Raw genomic sequence first — 17,686 nt, forward strand, 5'->3', positions numbered from 1 at the left:
AAATTCGGTATCATTACCCGTTACTGTTGTTTCTTTCTCAGTAACCCGCAATCTCAATCTTAAACAAGCTTACTTCATCGATGTTCGTCTCTCAGACAAAACACCTTCGGTGTTGTCAGGTTAAGCCTCACGGTTCATTAGTACTGGTTAGCTCAACGTATCGCTACGCTTACACACCCAGCCTATCAACGTCTTAGTCTTAAACGTTCCTTTAGGTCACTCTAGGTGACAGGGAAGACTCATCTCGAGGCAAGTTTCCCGCTTAGATGCTTTCAGCGGTTATCTCTTCCGCACTTAGCTACCGGGCAATGCCATTGGCATGACAACCCGAACACCAGTGGTGCGTTCACTCCGGTCCTCTCGTACTAGGAGCAACCCCTCTCAATCTTCCAACGCCCACGGCAGATAGGGACCGAACTGTCTCACGACGTTCTAAACCCAGCTCGCGTACCACTTTAAATGGCGAACAGCCATACCCTTGGGACCTACTTCAGCCCCAGGATGTGATGAGCCGACATCGAGGTGCCAAACACCGCCGTCGATATGAACTCTTGGGCGGTATCAGCCTGTTATCCCCGGAGTACCTTTTATCCGTTGAGCGATGGCCCTTCCATTCAGAACCACCGGATCACTAAGACCTACTTTCGTACCTGCTCGAGCCGTCACTCTCACAGTCAAGCTGGCTTATGCCTTTGCACTAACCGCATGATGTCCGACCATGCTTAGCCAACCTTCGTGCTCCTCCGTTACTCTTTAGGAGGAGACCGCCCCAGTCAAACTACCCACCAGACACGGTCCCCGACCCGGATTACGGGCCTAGGTTAGAACATCAAACGTTAAAGGGTGGTATTTCAAGGTTGACTCCATGCAGACTGGCGTCCACACTTCTAAGTCTCCCACCTATCCTACACATCAAGGCTCAATGTTCAGTGTCAAGCTATAGTAAAGGTTCACGGGGTCTTTCCGTCTTGCCGCGGGTACACTGCATCTTCACAGCGAGTTCAATTTCACTGAGTCTCGGGTGGAGACAGCCTGGCCATCATTACGCCATTCGTGCAGGTCGGAACTTACCCGACAAGGAATTTCGCTACCTTAGGACCGTTATAGTTACGGCCGCCGTTTACTGGGGCTTCGATCAAGAGCTTCTCCCTAAGGATAACCCCATCAATTAACCTTCCAGCACCGGGCAGGCGTCACACCGTATACGTCCACTTTCGTGTTTGCACAGTGCTGTGTTTTTAATAAACAGTTGCAGCCAGCTGGTATCTTCGACTGGCTTCGGCTCCGTCCGCAAGGGACTTCACTTACCGCCAGCGTGCCTTCTCCCGAAGTTACGGCACCATTTTGCCTAGTTCCTTCACCCGAGTTCTCTCAAGCGCCTGAGTATTCTCTACCTGACCACCTGTGTCGGTTTGGGGTACGATTGTTGGTAACCTGAAGCTTAGAGGCTTTTCCTGGAAGCAGGGCATCAATTGCTTCACCACCTTAGTGGCTCGTCATCACACCTCAGCATTAAGTGACCGGATTTGCCTAATCACTCTGCCTACATGCTTGAACCGGGACGACCGTCGCCCGGACAACCTAGCCTTCTCCGTTCCCCCATCGCAGTTACCACCAGTACGGGAATATTAACCCGTTTCCCATCGACTACGCTTTTCAGCCTCGCCTTAGGGGTCGACTCACCCTGCCCCGATTAACGTTGGACAGGAACCCTTGGTCTTCCGGCGTGCGGGTTTTTCACCCGCATTATCGTTACTTATGTCAGCATTCGCACTTCTGATACCTCCAGCATACCTCACAGTACACCTTCGCAGGCTTACAGAACGCTCCCCTACCCAACAACACATAGTGTCGCTGCCGCAGCTTCGGTGCATGGTTTAGCCCCGTTACATCTTCCGCGCGGGCCGACTCGACCAGTGAGCTATTACGCTTTCTTTAAATGATGGCTGCTTCTAAGCCAACATCCTGGCTGTCTGAGCCTTCCCACTTCGTTTCCCACTTAACCATGACTTTGGGACCTTAGCTGGCGGTCTGGGTTGTTTCCCTCTTCACGACGGACGTTAGCACCCGCCGTGTGTCTCCCGTGATAACATTCTTCGGTATTCGCAGTTTGCATCGAGTTGGTAAGTCGGGATGACCCCCTAGTCGAAACAGTGCTCTACCCCCGAAGATGAGTTCACGAGGCGCTACCTAAATAGCTTTCGGGGAGAACCAGCTATCTCCCGGTTTGATTGGCCTTTCACCCCCATCCACAAGTCATCCGCTAATTTTTCAACATTAGTCGGTTCGGTCCTCCAGTTAGTGTTACCCAACCTTCAACCTGCCCATGGATAGATCACCGGGTTTCGGGTCTATACCCTGCAACTCATTCGCCCAGTTAAGACTCGGTTTCCCTACGGCTCCCCTATTCGGTTAACCTTGCTACAGAATATAAGTCGCTGACCCATTATACAAAAGGTACGCAGTCACCTCACGAAGAGGCTCCTACTGCTTGTACGTACACGGTTTCAGGTTCTTTTTCACTCCCCTCGCCGGGGTTCTTTTCGCCTTTCCCTCACGGTACTGGTTCACTATCGGTCAATCAGGAGTATTTAGCCTTGGAGGATGGTCCCCCCATATTCAGACAGGATAACACGTGTCCCGCCCTACTCGTCGAGTTCACAATAACAGCATCTTCAGATACGGGGCTATCACCCTTTACTGCCGGACTTTCCAGACCGTTCTCCTGATGCTGCTATTGATTAAGACTCTGGGCTGTTCCCCGTTCGCTCGCCGCTACTAGGGGAATCTCGGTTGATTTCTTTTCCTCGGGGTACTGAGATGTTTCAGTTCTCCCGGTTCGCTTCATTAACCTATGTATTCAGTTAATGATAATATCCATTGGATATTGGGTTTCCCCATTCGGAAATCGTCGGGTATAACGGTTCATATCACCTTACCGACGCTTATCGCAGATTAGCACGTCCTTCATCGCCTCTGATTGCCTAGGCATCCACCGTGTACGCTTATTCGCTTAACCTCACAACCCGAAGGTGTCTTTTTGAAGACTATCTTGGTGGTGATGGCTGCGCAGATTACATTTCGTCGTTGGGCAGTGCTCGCCATGCTCACATACTTATGTATGTTGCGCTGGCTACGCGCTGGCCGCCTCGAACTGTAAATTGCTCGCTCATCCCACTTTGATGTCAAAAACACATTCAAAGTTTGAGATTTTGAGAGACTCATCAATATACCTCGGTGATATATTGATTTGTTTTCAATTTTTCAGCTTGTTCCAGATTGTTAAAGAGCAAAATAATTCGCAGTATACTATTGCTAATATACTCTGAATTATTGTTTTATATTCAAGAGATTATGGTGGAGCTAAGCGGGATCGAACCGCTGACCTCCTGCGTGCAAGGCAGGCGCTCTCCCAGCTGAGCTATAGCCCCATAATGCATTCTTAATACCGTTTTTTGTTACTCAGCATTCTTTCTTATCGGAAATGTTCCTTTAATTAAGAATGGAGCTAATCGTAGTGAGACAAGGCGTGGAGTAACGAAGTTTACTTAATGTAAACGAGTTGCTTCATAACGCAGTATCAATACGATTTGGTAGGCCTGAGTGGACTTGAACCACCGACCTCACCCTTATCAGGGGTGCGCTCTAACCACCTGAGCTACAAGCCTATACCGGTATTTCTGCTCGTTCTTCATCAGACAATCTGTGTGAGCACTGCACATAACACGTATCTCTTAGGTAAGGAGGTGATCCAACCGCAGGTTCCCCTACGGTTACCTTGTTACGACTTCACCCCAGTCATGAATCACAAAGTGGTAAGCGCCCTCCCGAAGGTTAAGCTACCTACTTCTTTTGCAACCCACTCCCATGGTGTGACGGGCGGTGTGTACAAGGCCCGGGAACGTATTCACCGTAGCATTCTGATCTACGATTACTAGCGATTCCGACTTCATGGAGTCGAGTTGCAGACTCCAATCCGGACTACGACAGACTTTATGAGTTCCGCTTGCTCTCGCGAGGTCGCTTCTCTTTGTATCTGCCATTGTAGCACGTGTGTAGCCCTACTCGTAAGGGCCATGATGACTTGACGTCATCCCCACCTTCCTCCGGTTTATCACCGGCAGTCTCCTTTGAGTTCCCGCCATCACGCGCTGGCAACAAAGGATAAGGGTTGCGCTCGTTGCGGGACTTAACCCAACATTTCACAACACGAGCTGACGACAGCCATGCAGCACCTGTCTCAGCGTTCCCGAAGGCACTCCTCTATCTCTAAAGGATTCGCTGGATGTCAAGAGTAGGTAAGGTTCTTCGCGTTGCATCGAATTAAACCACATGCTCCACCGCTTGTGCGGGCCCCCGTCAATTCATTTGAGTTTTAACCTTGCGGCCGTACTCCCCAGGCGGTCGATTTAACGCGTTAGCTCCAGAAGCCACGGTTCAAGACCACAACCTCTAAATCGACATCGTTTACAGCGTGGACTACCAGGGTATCTAATCCTGTTTGCTCCCCACGCTTTCGCACCTGAGCGTCAGTCTTTGTCCAGGGGGCCGCCTTCGCCACCGGTATTCCTCCACATCTCTACGCATTTCACCGCTACACGTGGAATTCTACCCCCCTCTACAAGACTCTAGCCAACCAGTTTCAGATGCAATTCCCAAGTTAAGCTCGGGGCTTTCACATCTGACTTAATTGACCGCCTGCGTGCGCTTTACGCCCAGTAATTCCGATTAACGCTTGCACCCTCCGTATTACCGCGGCTGCTGGCACGGAGTTAGCCGGTGCTTCTTCTGCGGGTAACGTCAATTGATAAAGGTATTAACTTTATCACCTTCCTCCCCGCTGAAAGTACTTTACAACCCTAAGGCCTTCTTCATACACGCGGCATGGCTGCATCAGGCTTGCGCCCATTGTGCAATATTCCCCACTGCTGCCTCCCGTAGGAGTCTGGGCCGTGTCTCAGTCCCAGTGTGGCTGATCATCCTCTCAGACCAGCTAGAGATCGTCGCCTAGGTGAGCCATTACCTCACCTACTAGCTAATCCCATATGGGTTCATCCGATAGCGCAAGGTCCGAAGAGCCCCTGCTTTGGTCCGTAGACGTCATGCGGTATTAGCTACCGTTTCCAGTAGTTATCCCCCTCTATCGGGCAGATCCCCATACATTACTCACCCGTCCGCCGCTCGTCAGCAAGAAAGCAAGCTTTCTCCTGTTACCGCTCGACTTGCATGTGTTAGGCCTGCCGCCAGCGTTCAATCTGAGCCATGATCAAACTCTTCAATTAAAAGTGTTTGATGCTCAAAGAAATCGAAAACTTAGCTATTCATAAATGAATTTACTTTTGTTGTTCACTCTTCAAGACTTGATACATCTAATATTTTAGAAGATATCGTCTCTGCGAGTGCCCACACAGATTGTCTGATAATTTGTTAAAGAGCAGTGCAACATTCGCTGCCGTTTCCGGTCTTCTGCGTTGTTGCGAGGAGGCGTATATTACGTTATTCCTCTGAAGAGTCAAGAGTTTTTTCAAACTTTTTTCTCTTCTCTTCACCGTCCTGCGTGGCTTGTTGTTTGCTCATCGCCGGTCAGTGGATGCGCATTATAGGGAGATCTCGGATTAGCGCAAGTGTTTATTTCAATTTTTTTTCTGTTCGCTTTTTTTTTCAACAAAACAAAGAAAAACGCTCTATTTTTACGCTGATAGAGTGAAATCCGAACAGCTTTATCCAGCTGACTCACGTAAGATAGAAGATAAATTATGGTATAGGTAATCTTTATTATGCAATTTAACGAGCAACGTTCAGCTTCTCAAAAAAATCTTTCTTATATAGTTGCTGAAAAACTAGGTAAACAAATCCTTTCGGGACATTATGAACCTGAATCTTTACTACCTGGAGAAATAGAACTAGCAGAAATACTCTCCGTCAGCAGAACAGTTATCCGTGAAGCAATCAAAATGCTCGCTGCAAAAGGTATGCTTTTACCTCGACCAAGAATAGGTACTCGTGTTACTCCAATGCAAAATTGGAATCTATTAGATAATGATCTTCTTAATTGGTGGATAGACAGCGGTGAATTTAATAAGGTCAGCCATTATTTCCATCACGTTCGTCTAGCAATAGAACCTCAGGCATGTTATTTAGCTGCATTTAATGCAACCGAAAGCCAAAAACAGTCTCTTGCTTTATTTGGTAGAGAAATGCAATTGCTTGATGAGAATTTCGATAGACAACATTGGCTAGATATCGACACTCAATTTCACTATCTCATTTATCAAGCAAGTGGCAATCCATTCTTTGCCTCATTCGGCTCATTATTTCTTTCTGCTTATAAAAAGTATTTTGATCTTATTGTGGGTAATGAAACCGTTCAACCAGAAACACATAACCAAATTGTTCAAGCTATTATTGATAAAGATGGAATTAAGGCACGTGACCTCTGTTTAATCTTATTAACGAGTGATTGAATAGTTTTAATACAAATTTTGTAGGTTTTCTGTTTATAATGAAGCGATAATCAAAATATAGAACAAAGACGGTATATGCTTCATGTTGAAATCCGCCAAAAATATGTCTGGGTTGCCTTGGATTGCTGCAATGGCTTTTTTTATGCAGGCTCTCGATGCAACCATTCTTAATACGGCATTACCAGACATAGCAAAAAGCCTTAATCATTCTCCTCTTGCCATGCAATCAGCAGTTATCAGCTATACCTTAACTGTTGCCTTATTAATTCCCGTCAGTGGATGGCTAGCTGATAGATTTGGAACGCGTAAAATTTTTATTATTGCGGTTTCTTTATTCTCAGGTGGCTCTTTATTATGTGCACTTTCTCCTAACCTTACTTTTCTTGTTATTTCTCGGATTATACAAGGTATAGGTGGCGCAATGATGATGCCGGTTGCACGCCTTGCTTTATTAAGAGCTTATCCGCGTAGCGAATTACTACCCATTCTTAATTTTGTCACTATGCCCGGATTAGTCGGTCCCATAGCAGGACCTCTTTTAGGTGGGGTATTGGTTACTTATGCCTCTTGGCATTGGATATTTATTATAAATATTCCTATCGGTCTATTAGGTATTTTCTATGCCATAAAACATATGCCTAATTTCACTATGCCAAAACGTAAATTTGATTTACTTGGTTTTATTTTCTTTGGTTTTGGCTTAGTTATGCTTTCTGTCAGCCTTGATCTTTTTGGTGATAAAAATATCTCTCGATATATTCCTATTGCCATTATTTTAGGTGGATTTTCTTTACTGGGGTTATACGTCAATCATGCAAGACGCCACCAGCAACCACTTATCCCTCTCAATATATTTAAAACACGAACTTTTTCTGTCGGTATTGCGGGAAATATTGCAACAAGATTGGGAACTGGCTGTATCCCTTTCTTAATGCCACTGATGTTACAGGTTGGGTTTGGTTATCCTGCTATTATTTCTGGGATGACGATGGCGCCTATGGCATTGGGTTCTATTTTAGCAAAATCATTTGTCACAAAGATCTTAGTGAAATTTAGCTATCGCCGAACACTCTTTACTATCACTATTATCATTGGTTTGATGATCGCTCAGTTTTCACTTCAATCCCCTGATATGTCTATTTACTATCTTGTCATTCCACTCTTTTTATTAGGTGTGGTCATGTCCATACAATTTACATCAATGAATACAATTTCATTGGCCGATTTAACAGACAACAATGCTAGCTCAGGAAATAGTGTTTTGGCTGTCACCCAACAATTGGCAATTAGTTTTGGTATTGCAGTGAGTGCATCTATTTTAGGATATTTTGATACAGAGAATGTGGGCACTACGGTTGATAACTTTCATTATACTTTTATTACTGTTGGTATCATTACATTACTTTCTTCCTTTGTATTTTTACTCCTTGATAAACATGATGGCGATAATCTAACTAATAAAAAGAAAAAAGCCTGATAATGTTATTCAAACTAAAAAAGAGAGCCTAGGCTCTCTTTTTCTTTATATAAGATAGAAAAATACATTATAAAGATGAAGTTAAAAAAGTATCTACCTCATGACGCCATGGTACTGATGGTTGAGCGCCTGCTCGAGTAACAGCAATGGCAGCTGCCGCATGAGCAAATTTAATCGCAGGCATCATAGATTGCCCTTCTAATAAAGCAGTGATTAGCGCGCCATTAAATGTATCGCCTGCTGCGATAGTATCAACAGCTTTCACTTTAAATGCAGGGACAATACAACCTTGACTATTTTTCTCACTTACCCAAACTCCGCGGCTTCCTAATGTAATAATAACCGTTTTAATACCTTTATGATGCAGAACATCCGCTGCTTGCTGAGCACTTTCATCATCTATCACTTTAATTCCAGTCAGATATTCAGTCTCTGTTTCGTTTGGAGTAATAATATCGACAAGTGATAACAGCTCATCAGGTAATGCTTGAGCAGGTGCGGGGTTTAGTATTACTTGCACATTTTCTTGTTTAGCGATTTCAGCCGCTTTCAATACAGAATCAAGTGGTGATTCTAATTGCATTAACAGAGCATCAGCTTCTTTTATAATATTTCCATGGCGCTGAACATAATTTGTATCTAATCGCCCATTAGCACCAGCATGAATACCAATAACATTTTCACCCTGTTGATTAACGAAAATCAGCGCAACACCTGTTGCCACATCATCAATTAACTCAATACTATTGGTATCAATGTTATCTGTTATTAATTGAGCTTTAGCTTTTTTACCAATATCGTCATTCCCTAAACAAGCAAGAAACGAAATATTAGCACCACAACGCCCAGCAGCAACCGCCTGATTAGCACCTTTACCGCCAAATACCATTTGAAATTGGTTGCCTGAAATGGTTTCACCAGGAAGCGGAAAATGGGCAACATTAAGAATATGATCAGCATTAACACTACCTAAAATCACAAGTTTCTTCGCTTCCATGATTTTTCCTTACTTTCAGTAATAAATTCTAGATGTATTGCATAAATGACATTCAATATTTTAAACCGATCATCTCAGCAACATTAATGAAAAAACGTGATCACCATCGAAACGTTTCGCTAGTAAAACAAAAAAGAACCAAAAATAAGCAGTAGGAAGCTGAATCGATTTTTGTTATAAACAATTTGTGTGCTAATAGAATGTTTGACTATATGTCAGCAATCCTTTTCTGATATTTTCAGGATGATGACGAAAATAAGTACCCATTATTAGGAGTGTTTATGCAACTTGCAGAGCGGATTTCACAACTTAGCCAATATCTTGAAACTGGGCTTTATGAGCGACAGTCAGCTATCCGTCTTTGTCTACTTGCAGCACTGAGTGGTGAGAGTGTTTTCTTACTTGGCCCTCCAGGTATTGCCAAGAGCTTAATAGCCAGAAGAATGAAAGAAGCTTTTAAAGAGGCTAAAGCATTTGAATACCTAATGACGCGTTTTTCAACACCCGAAGAAATTTTTGGCCCTTTATCTATTCAAGCCTTAAAAGATGAAGGTAAATATCAGCGTTTGGTTGAAGGATATTTACCTGATGCTGAAGTTGTCTTTCTTGATGAAATATGGAAAGCAGGACCCGCTATTCTTAATACGTTATTAACAGCGATTAATGAGCGTAAATTTAGAAATGGAGAAGCTGAAGTTGCTATTCCAATGCGTTTGTTAGTATCCGCCTCTAATGAGTTACCTGATTCAGACAGTAGTCTTGAAGCGCTATATGACCGAATGCTTATTCGTATTTGGTTAACAAAAGTTCAGGATAAGAAAAACTTTCGCGCATTACTTATTAATAAAGAAGTAGGCTCTTTTCATATTCCAGAACATATCCAAATTACCGCAGAAGAGTTTTCACGTTGGCAATCAGAATTAGAAAAGATCACTTTAGATGACCACTTATTTGATTTAATTTATCAACTTCGTGAGTCTTTAGATAAAAGTGATGCTGCACCTTATGTTTCAGATAGACGTTGGAAAAAAGCGGTACGCCTTTTACAAGCCAGTGCCTTTTTTAATGGTCGTAGTGCTATTTCACCATTAGATCTTATTTTATTAAAAGATTGCCTATGGCATGACCAAGCATCATTTGCATTATTAGATAAGTTATTACAAAACCTTTTAACAGAACAAGCCTACCACCAGCTAGAGTTGATTAGAAAAATAGAAAGTTTATGGGCTGAGTGGATGCAATCGACAAGAAGTAAGCAAGATCAACAGGCTTTTCGTTTTGAAAAACAAAGTGGAATGTTTGGACGAAACGCACATTTTAGCCTATCAGATAAAATGCAGGCTGATAAATTCACCCTGTTTTTACACATCCCTCTTCATATCCATAGTATTCAGGTTAACTTTATTACTATCGAACAAAAAGCATTAGAAAACTTTTTGGCAAAAGGGGATGAGTTATTAGCACGTTTAAATGGTATTGGTTTCCCACAATCAATTAATGCACAAATACGCCAAGATGGCGTATTAGAAATTTTGGATGTGAGTCGTCGAACAACATCTCTTTATCAACAAAAAGAGACAGCACCCGCTGTTCCTATTGAAGATAACAAAGAGTGGAAAGATAAGTTAAAAGATCTGACTCAAGAAATTTATGGTGAGCAGGAAAAATTTAATCATCACCAACCAAATTTATTTATTGATAATGATTGGCTTATTTCCATAGAACAAAGTTTTGTTCAGCTTAATGACAAATTGTCGCAATTAAAAAGCCAAATAAAGTAATGATATTATGCTGACACTTTCAACATTAGATATGCTTTTAGCCATAAATGAAGGACAGCTAATTGAGGAAGTTATTATTGCTGTACTTGCATCTCCTCAATTAGCGGTATTTTTTGAAAAGCATCCTAGACTCAAAAAAGCCTTATTGAAAGATATCCATCAATGGAAAAAAAGCTTACAGCAAAGAGTAAAAGAGACATTAGTCCCGACAATGATTGCAGATGAGTTTGCACTTTATCAACAAACGCAGTCACTTGGTAATGCGATGTTTAATCAGCAAGTAGATAAAATACTGGCTGAATTAAACAAGCTAGACTCCTCTTTTACTGACGAAGCATCACAACTGATTAAAACCAATAAGCCTTTTTCACCAGCTCAACAAGCTTTGTTTATTCAACACTGGCGGATAAGTTTAATTTTCCAAGTCACTGCATTACACAAAGCCCTATTTGACCAAGAACAAGAGCAGCTCCTTGCTGAGCTTCAGGAACGTTTGGCACTAAGTGGAAGCTTAAGTAATACATTCTCAGAAAATGAGCGTGCAGCAGGGCGTTTATGGGATATGAGTAAAGGTGTTTTAACAAAAACGCCTTTCGATGAGAAAATTATTCAACGTTATAGCGACTTTCTCGATCAACAACCTGAATTGCATAAACTCGCAAGTTTGCTAGGTCGTAGCAAAACAGCGAAATCACTTCCTGAAGAGAGTGTGATTTTTGAGCCAGTCACTATTGTTGAGAAAGCACCAGATACAACACCAGAGCAAGTCAATGGTATAGGGCTCAGTGATGATATCTTACGCTTACTCCCTACAGAGCTCGCCTTGCTAGGTATTAATGAAATCGAATATGAGTTTTATCGAAAGCTGGTGGAAAAACAGCTCAATACCTATCGATTACAAGGAGATAATTGGCAAGAGCGTACTGTATTGCGTCCAGTAACTCATCATCATGATGAAGAAAGACCAAGAGGACCTTTTATTGTATGTATTGATACATCCGGTTCGATGGGGGGATTTAACGAACAGTGTGCTAAAGCTTTTGGGCTTGCATTGATGAAAATAGCACTAGCTGATAATCGTTCATGTCATGTGATGTTATTTTCTACTGAAACAGTACATTACCAATTGTCATCGTCTAATGGTCTGCAAGATCTTATCAAGTTTTTGAATCAGTCATTTAGAGGGGGCACGGACTTAAGTGCTTGTTTAGATAATGTAGCAGAAAAACTAAATAACCCAGCATGGAAAGATGCTGATGCTGTTGTTATTTCTGACTTTGTCGCCCAAAGGTTACCCGAAAACCTAATCAACAAAATCAAAAAAAGCCAACAGCAACAGCACAATCGCTTCCATGCGGTTACCCTATCCAATTACGGTAAACCCAGTATCATGAAAATCTTTGACCATATATGGCGTTTTGATACTGGATTAAAAAGTCGTTTACTTCGACGCTGGCGCCAATAATTACAGCATATCGGCGAAAGCTAAACGGGTATCTTTTTCCCATACACCGCATTGTACTTGTCCAATGTGCTCTTTTTGTAGTAGTAGCATCACTAAACGAGACTGGCCAATACCGCCACCGATAGTTTGTGGCATATCACCATGCATTAATGCTTTGTGCCAATCCAGCTCAAGACGCTTAATATCGTCTGTTAATGTTAACTGACGCATTAATGTTTCAGGGTCGACACGGATACCCATTGATGACAATTCAAACGCATCTTGTAGAACAGGGTTCCAGACAAGAATGTCACCGTTTAAACCTTCAAATCCATCTTCGTTTGGTGTTGTCCAATCATCGTAGTCTGGCGCTCTTACATCATGAGCTTCGCCACTTGATAATTTGCCACCAATACCAATTAAGAAAACAGCACCATATTCTTTTGCAATCGCTTTTTCACGGCCTTTAGCATCAAGGTCAGGATAACGACGCAGTAACTCTTCAGTGTGGATAAATTGAATTTGATCTGGCAGGAACGGTACCAGACCAAACTCTTCGCTGACGGCTTTTTCAGTTTCTTTTATTGCCTGATAAATTTTACCCACTGTCTGCTTAAGATAAGGAACTGTACGCTCTTTATCTTCCATCACTTTTTCCCAATCCCACTGATCAACATAAACAGAGTGGATCTGAGTTAAGCGATCTTCGTCTGGTCGCAAAGCTTTCATATGAGTATAAAGACCTTGACCAGAACTAAATCCAAAACGAGCTAATGTTTTACGTTTCCATTTAGCTAATGAATGGACAACCTCAAAAGTAGAATCTGGTAAAGATTTGACTTTAACTTGTACTGCCTTCTCATGACCAGATAAGTTATCTTGAGTTCCATCACCAAGGCGACTTAAGATCGGTCCTTGAACTTCAATCAGTCCTAATTCTTTTTCCAGCAGTCGTGAAAAATAAGATTTAACAAAGCTAATTTGCTGTTGAGTCTGGATGAATGATTTTTCCATTTTTGTATTCCTAGTGGTGATGTCGTGTTTCGCTGATATAGATTAAGCAACAAAATGGGTACTAAATTCAATATACTTCATTAAAAATAGCCTTACTTGTTTTAAATCGTTAAAAATAACGCTATAAAAATGTATTATCGTTAAAAACAGAGGGGATTTATGGACAATATTTATCAGATCGATAATCTCGATCGTGACATACTTCACGCATTAATGGCGAATGCGAGAACACCTTACGCTGAATTAGCCAAAAAATTCGAAGTAAGCCCTGGCACAATTCATGTTCGAGTTGAGAAAATGAAGCAGGCTGGAATTATTACGGGAACGCGAGTTGATATTAGTGAAAAGCAACTCGGTTTTGATGTCTGCTGCTTTATTGGCATTATTCTTAAGAGTGCAAAAGACTATCACACTGCATTAGATAAATTAGATAAGTTAGATGAAGTTGTAGAAGTGTACTATACAACAGGGCAATACAGTATTTTTACGAAGGTTATGTGTAAAAGTATAGAAGCCTTACAAGACGTACTTATCAACAAAATCCAGACAATCGATGAAATTCAATCAACAGAAACCCTGATCTCACTGCAAAACCCGATAATAAGGACGATCAAGCCATAAGGGTAAATTCTTATTTTTTTTTATAACCACATTATCCACAGGTAGATCCCAAGTGATTCACAGCGTACAATAGCGCGTCTTAAACATAAGGAGATCATTAATGAAAAAAGTCACTCTTATTAGTGGCAGTACCATGGGTAGTGCTGAATATGTCGCAGAACACCTTGCAGAGATCTTATCTAATGAAGGGTTTGAGACGGACCTGCACCATGGGCCTTCTCTTAATGATCTTCCAAATGAAGGGATCTGGCTGGTGGTCACATCAACGCATGGTGCTGGTGATCTTCCTGACAACCTACAGCCTTTTGCTAATGAAATATCGGCTGACTCCGTTGATCTTAGTAATGTCACTTTTGGTGCGATCGGCATAGGAAGTAGTGAATATGACACTTTCTGCGGTGCGATCAGAACATTGGATCAAAAATTGGTGGAAAAAGGGGCTACTCGCCTTGGCGATCGTCTCGAAATTGATATTCAAAAGTACGACATTCCGGAAGATCCAGCAGAAGAATGGATAGCTTCTTGGAAAAATTTACTTTAAATTGCACAAAAAAACAGCAAACGAATGTGGATAACTCTGCTTAAAAGCAGGGGTTAACCCGTAGTTATCCATTGTATAAGGCAATATCAAGAAATGACCTGTGCATAAGTCGTCATTTTGATCCCAGCTTATCAGCAGATAGATCACGGATCATTCACAGTATATGATCCTTTACACTTTTATGATCTTTAAATAGAAAATCCACTTATCCACAGAGGATCGCTTCCTTAATAAAAGATCTAATAAAGAGATCTTTAAATAAAAAGATCTTTAAATAATTACCTGCGGATCTGCTCGCTTGTATCTGTCAAAAAGTTGAGTAGAATTCGTTTTCCCAATGCAACACATTCAGCATTCGTAACATTTAAGGTTCACACATGTTTTATCCAGAACACTTTGACGTCATTGTCATCGGTGGTGGTCACGCCGGTACAGAAGCCGCTATGGCTGCAGCTCGTATGGGGCGTCAAACCCTATTACTGACCCACAATATTGATACTTTGGGCCAAATGTCTTGTAACCCAGCTATTGGTGGGATTGGTAAAGGGCATCTGGTAAAAGAGATCGATGCCATGGGTGGATTAATGGCAACCGCTATTGACCATGCAGGGATCCAATTCAGAACCCTTAACGCAAGTAAGGGACCAGCTGTAAGAGCAACAAGAGCACAAGCTGACCGTGTTCTTTATCGCCAAGCTGTTCGTACTACTCTTGAAAATCAACCTAATTTAATGATCTTCCAACAACCAGTTGAAGATCTCATTGTTGAAAACGACCAAGTAACAGGTGCTGTTACTCGCATGGGCTTAAAATTCCGTGCTAAGTCTGTTGTTCTAACCGTAGGTACTTTCCTGGATGGAAAAATCCATATTGGTTTAGAAAATTACAGTGGGGGTCGTGCAGGTGATCCACCATCAGTTTCGTTATCACACAGACTACGCGAACTACCTTTACGTGTAGGTCGTTTAAAAACAGGCACGCCACCTCGTATTGATGCTAGAACTATTGATTTTAGCCAATTAGCCGTTCAGTTGGGTGATACTCCAATGCCTGTTTTCTCGTTTTTAGGTAATGTGGATCAGCATCCTGAACAAATGCCTTGCCATATCACATACACAAACGAAAAAACGCACGATGTTATTCGTAATAACCTCGATCGTAGCCCAATGTACGCTGGAGTCATCGAAGGAATAGGTCCTCGTTATTGCCCATCTATTGAAGATAAGGTGATGAGATTTGCTGATCGTAATTCACATCAGATCTTTTTAGAGCCTGAAGGTTTAACAAGTAACGAAATTTACCCAAATGGTATTTCAACAAGCTTACCTTTTGATGTTCAAATGCAAATCGTAAATTCCATGAAAGGTATGGAAAACGCGAAGATCATTAGACCTGGTTATGCAATTGAATATGACTTCTTCGATCCTAGAGATCTAAAACAAACCCTAGAAAGCAAATTTATCAATGGGTTATTCTTTGCTGGGCAAATTAACGGTACAACTGGTTATGAAGAAGCTGCGGCTCAAGGTATGCTTGCTGGGCTTAATGCGGCACGTTACGCCTTCGAACAAGAAGGTTGGTTCCCACGTCGTGATCAAGCATACATTGGTGTATTAGTTGACGATCTTTGCACACTAGGCACAAAAGAACCGTACCGTATGTTTACCTCTCGTGCAGAATATCGCTTGATGTTACGTGAAGATAATGCAGATTTACGTCTGACTGAAATTGGACGTGAATTAGGCATGGTTGATGATAACCGTTGGGCACAATTTAGCGAAAAAGTTGAGTTAGTTGAAAAAGAGCGCCAACGTTTAAGAGATATCTGGGTTCATCCTAAAGCAGATAATATTACTGAAATTAACGAGTTACTTAATACACCACTATCTAAAGAAGCTAATGGTGAAGATTTATTACGTCGCCCTGAAATGACGTATGACATTTTGAAAAAAATCCCTCGTTTTGCACCAGGTATTGATGATTCAAAACCACAAGCTGCTGAACAAGTTGAGATCCAAGTTAAGTACGAAGGTTATATTAGTCGCCAGCAAGAAGAGATCGAAAAACAACTGCGCAATGAAAATGCAGCGCTACCTATAGATCTGGACTATAAGCAAGTTAGCGGATTATCTAACGAAGTTATTGCGAAACTTAACGATCACAAACCAACATCGATCGGACAAGCATCGCGGATCTCAGGTGTTACACCTGCGGCTATTTCCATTTTATTAGTTTGGTTGAAAAAACAAGGCCTATTACGCAGGAGCGCATCATGAGTGACTTACTTAATCGGCTAAAAAAGCTGGCTAAGCAAGCCAATATTGAGCTTACAGATATTCAAGCTGAAAAACTCACTGGCTATGTTGCTATGCTTGATAAATGGAATAAAGCATACAACCTCACATCAGTGAGAGATCCACAACAAATGCTTATCCGTCATATTTTGGATAGCATTATTGTGAGCCAATATCTTGAAGGTGAAAGATTTATTGATGTGGGTACAGGGCCTGGTTTACCGGGGATCCCTTTAGCGATAATGCGTCCCGATCACCACTTTGTATTATTAGATAGCTTAGGCAAGCGGGTTCGCTTTATGAAACAAGTTCAGCACGAGCTAGGACTTAATAATATCGAGCCAGTTCAATACCGTGTTGAAGAGTACCAAACAGAGAAGCCTTTTGATGGTGTTATCAGCCGAGCATTTGCCTCTATGAACGATATGCTCTCTTGGTGCTCTCATTTAGTGACTGAAGAACACGGTCGTTTCTATGCACTGAAAGGACAAATTCATCAAGAAGAGTTGGATGAACTTGCTGATAATGGATTAAAAATGCCTGAAAAAGTGATTAGCTTATCCATACCTGAATTGAATGAACAAAGACATTTGGTGATTATTTAATCAAATATTTAGTGTTTCGCTGATCCTTTTTTCATTTTTTGTGCTCTGGCGATAACATTTACAATGTTATCGCCATTTGCTTTAGGGGGAATTATACGAAGTATTAAAATTCACTTTAATGGAACAATAATTTAACAATATATTATCTTTTGCTTTAATTCCCTTTGTTGCCTGCGTTTTTCTCTTTTTATTTCCAAAATAAATTAATAATTCTGTGCATTATAAAAATATTGAATTTATTTAATTGAAAATTGATTAATTATTTTTCAATTGCCACTAAATTGTTCATAAAAGGGAAGTTATTTGTTAACTCTGTTATATATTTTATGAAATAAGCTTTATTTATACTTTTGTATTTGTGATATGTATCACGCTATTTATTTTATTCAGCTCTATTATTTTTACTCTTTTTGTTCTTAATCATTTTTCATAAATGGAACCTTGGTAA

At 41.5% G+C, this 17,686-nt stretch carries 10 protein-coding genes, 2 tRNA genes and 2 rRNA genes; 8 read left to right on the forward strand and 6 right to left on the reverse strand.

The genetic code is table 11. The features are described from left to right. Window positions 1–116 precede the first annotated feature (116 nt). The 4 genes from ACWPWK_RS09810 to ACWPWK_RS09825 all read right to left on the reverse strand — a co-directional run bounded on the left by ACWPWK_RS09810 (window position 117) and on the right by ACWPWK_RS09825 (window position 5,282). Window positions 117–3,019: ribosomal RNA gene (locus tag ACWPWK_RS09810) — 23S ribosomal RNA — on the reverse strand. A gap of 336 nt (window positions 3,020–3,355) precedes the next feature. Further along, window positions 3,356–3,431 (reverse strand) — tRNA-Ala (locus tag ACWPWK_RS09815). 160 nt (window positions 3,432–3,591) lie between these two features. Continuing rightward, window positions 3,592–3,668, reverse strand: a tRNA-Ile gene (locus ACWPWK_RS09820). 71 nt (window positions 3,669–3,739) lie between these two features. Further along, window positions 3,740–5,282, reverse strand: a 16S ribosomal RNA gene (locus ACWPWK_RS09825). The 16S and 23S rRNA genes sit together here with 2 tRNA genes alongside, the layout of an rRNA operon. Window positions 5,283–5,777: 495 nt before the next feature. Between ACWPWK_RS09825 and ACWPWK_RS09830 the strand changes: the two genes are divergently transcribed. After that, on the forward strand, window positions 5,778–6,464 hold the full coding sequence (locus ACWPWK_RS09830; RefSeq protein WP_109373313.1) for a FadR/GntR family transcriptional regulator: 687 nt from the start codon (window positions 5,778–5,780) through the stop codon (window positions 6,462–6,464). Window positions 6,465–6,546: 82 nt separating this feature from the next. After that, a complete protein-coding gene (gene mdtD / locus ACWPWK_RS09835) occupies window positions 6,547–7,941 on the forward strand; it encodes a multidrug transporter subunit MdtD (protein WP_109373314.1) in 1,395 nt (464 codons plus the stop codon). Between the two features lie 67 nt (window positions 7,942–8,008). On the opposite strand, the gene rbsK is transcribed toward mdtD, so the two are convergent. Continuing rightward, the gene (gene rbsK, locus ACWPWK_RS09840; protein WP_109373315.1) at window positions 8,009–8,938 is read right to left on the reverse strand and encodes a ribokinase; all 930 of its coding nucleotides are present in this window, start codon (window positions 8,936–8,938) and stop codon (window positions 8,009–8,011) included. 281 nt (window positions 8,939–9,219) lie between these two features. Between rbsK and ravA the strand changes: the two genes are divergently transcribed. Next, on the forward strand, window positions 9,220–10,719 hold the full coding sequence (gene ravA, locus ACWPWK_RS09845) for an ATPase RavA (protein WP_109373316.1): 1,500 nt from the start codon (window positions 9,220–9,222) through the stop codon (window positions 10,717–10,719). 7 nt (window positions 10,720–10,726) lie between these two features. After that, entirely contained in the window at window positions 10,727–12,184 is a 1,458-nt protein-coding gene (gene viaA / locus ACWPWK_RS09850; RefSeq protein ID WP_109373317.1) for an ATPase RavA stimulator ViaA, read from the forward strand. Here the strand turns inward: viaA and asnA are convergent, their stop codons facing one another. Then, window positions 12,185–13,198 (reverse strand): aspartate--ammonia ligase, encoded by a 1,014-nt coding sequence (gene asnA / locus ACWPWK_RS09855; RefSeq protein ID WP_432277960.1) that lies wholly within the window; start codon window positions 13,196–13,198, stop codon window positions 12,185–12,187. A gap of 138 nt (window positions 13,199–13,336) precedes the next feature. On the opposite strand from asnA, the gene asnC reads away from it, so the two are divergent. The 4 genes from asnC (at window position 13,337) to rsmG (ending at window position 17,238) form a co-directional block, all read left to right on the forward strand. Beyond that, window positions 13,337–13,798 carry a transcriptional regulator AsnC gene (gene asnC, locus ACWPWK_RS09860; protein ID WP_023583317.1) on the forward strand — a complete coding sequence of 154 codons (462 nt, stop codon included), beginning with the start codon at window positions 13,337–13,339 and terminating at the stop codon, window positions 13,796–13,798. Window positions 13,799–13,898: 100 nt separating this feature from the next. Next, window positions 13,899–14,339, forward strand: coding sequence for an FMN-binding protein MioC (gene mioC, locus ACWPWK_RS09865; RefSeq protein ID WP_109373319.1), 441 nt, complete (start codon window positions 13,899–13,901; stop codon window positions 14,337–14,339). A 377-nt stretch (window positions 14,340–14,716) separates the two neighbouring features. Then, entirely contained in the window at window positions 14,717–16,615 is a 1,899-nt protein-coding gene (mnmG, locus tag ACWPWK_RS09870) for a tRNA uridine-5-carboxymethylaminomethyl(34) synthesis enzyme MnmG (protein ID WP_109373320.1), read from the forward strand. Further along, window positions 16,612–17,238: a 16S rRNA (guanine(527)-N(7))-methyltransferase RsmG gene (rsmG, locus tag ACWPWK_RS09875; protein WP_109373321.1), complete on the forward strand. Its 627-nt coding sequence runs from the start codon at window positions 16,612–16,614 to the stop codon at window positions 17,236–17,238. The genes mnmG and rsmG overlap by 4 nt, the downstream gene beginning before the upstream one ends. The last annotated feature ends 448 nt before the right edge of the window (window positions 17,239–17,686 follow it).

The sequence above is a fragment of the Proteus sp. Marseille-Q3619 genome, from assembly GCF_965283115.1.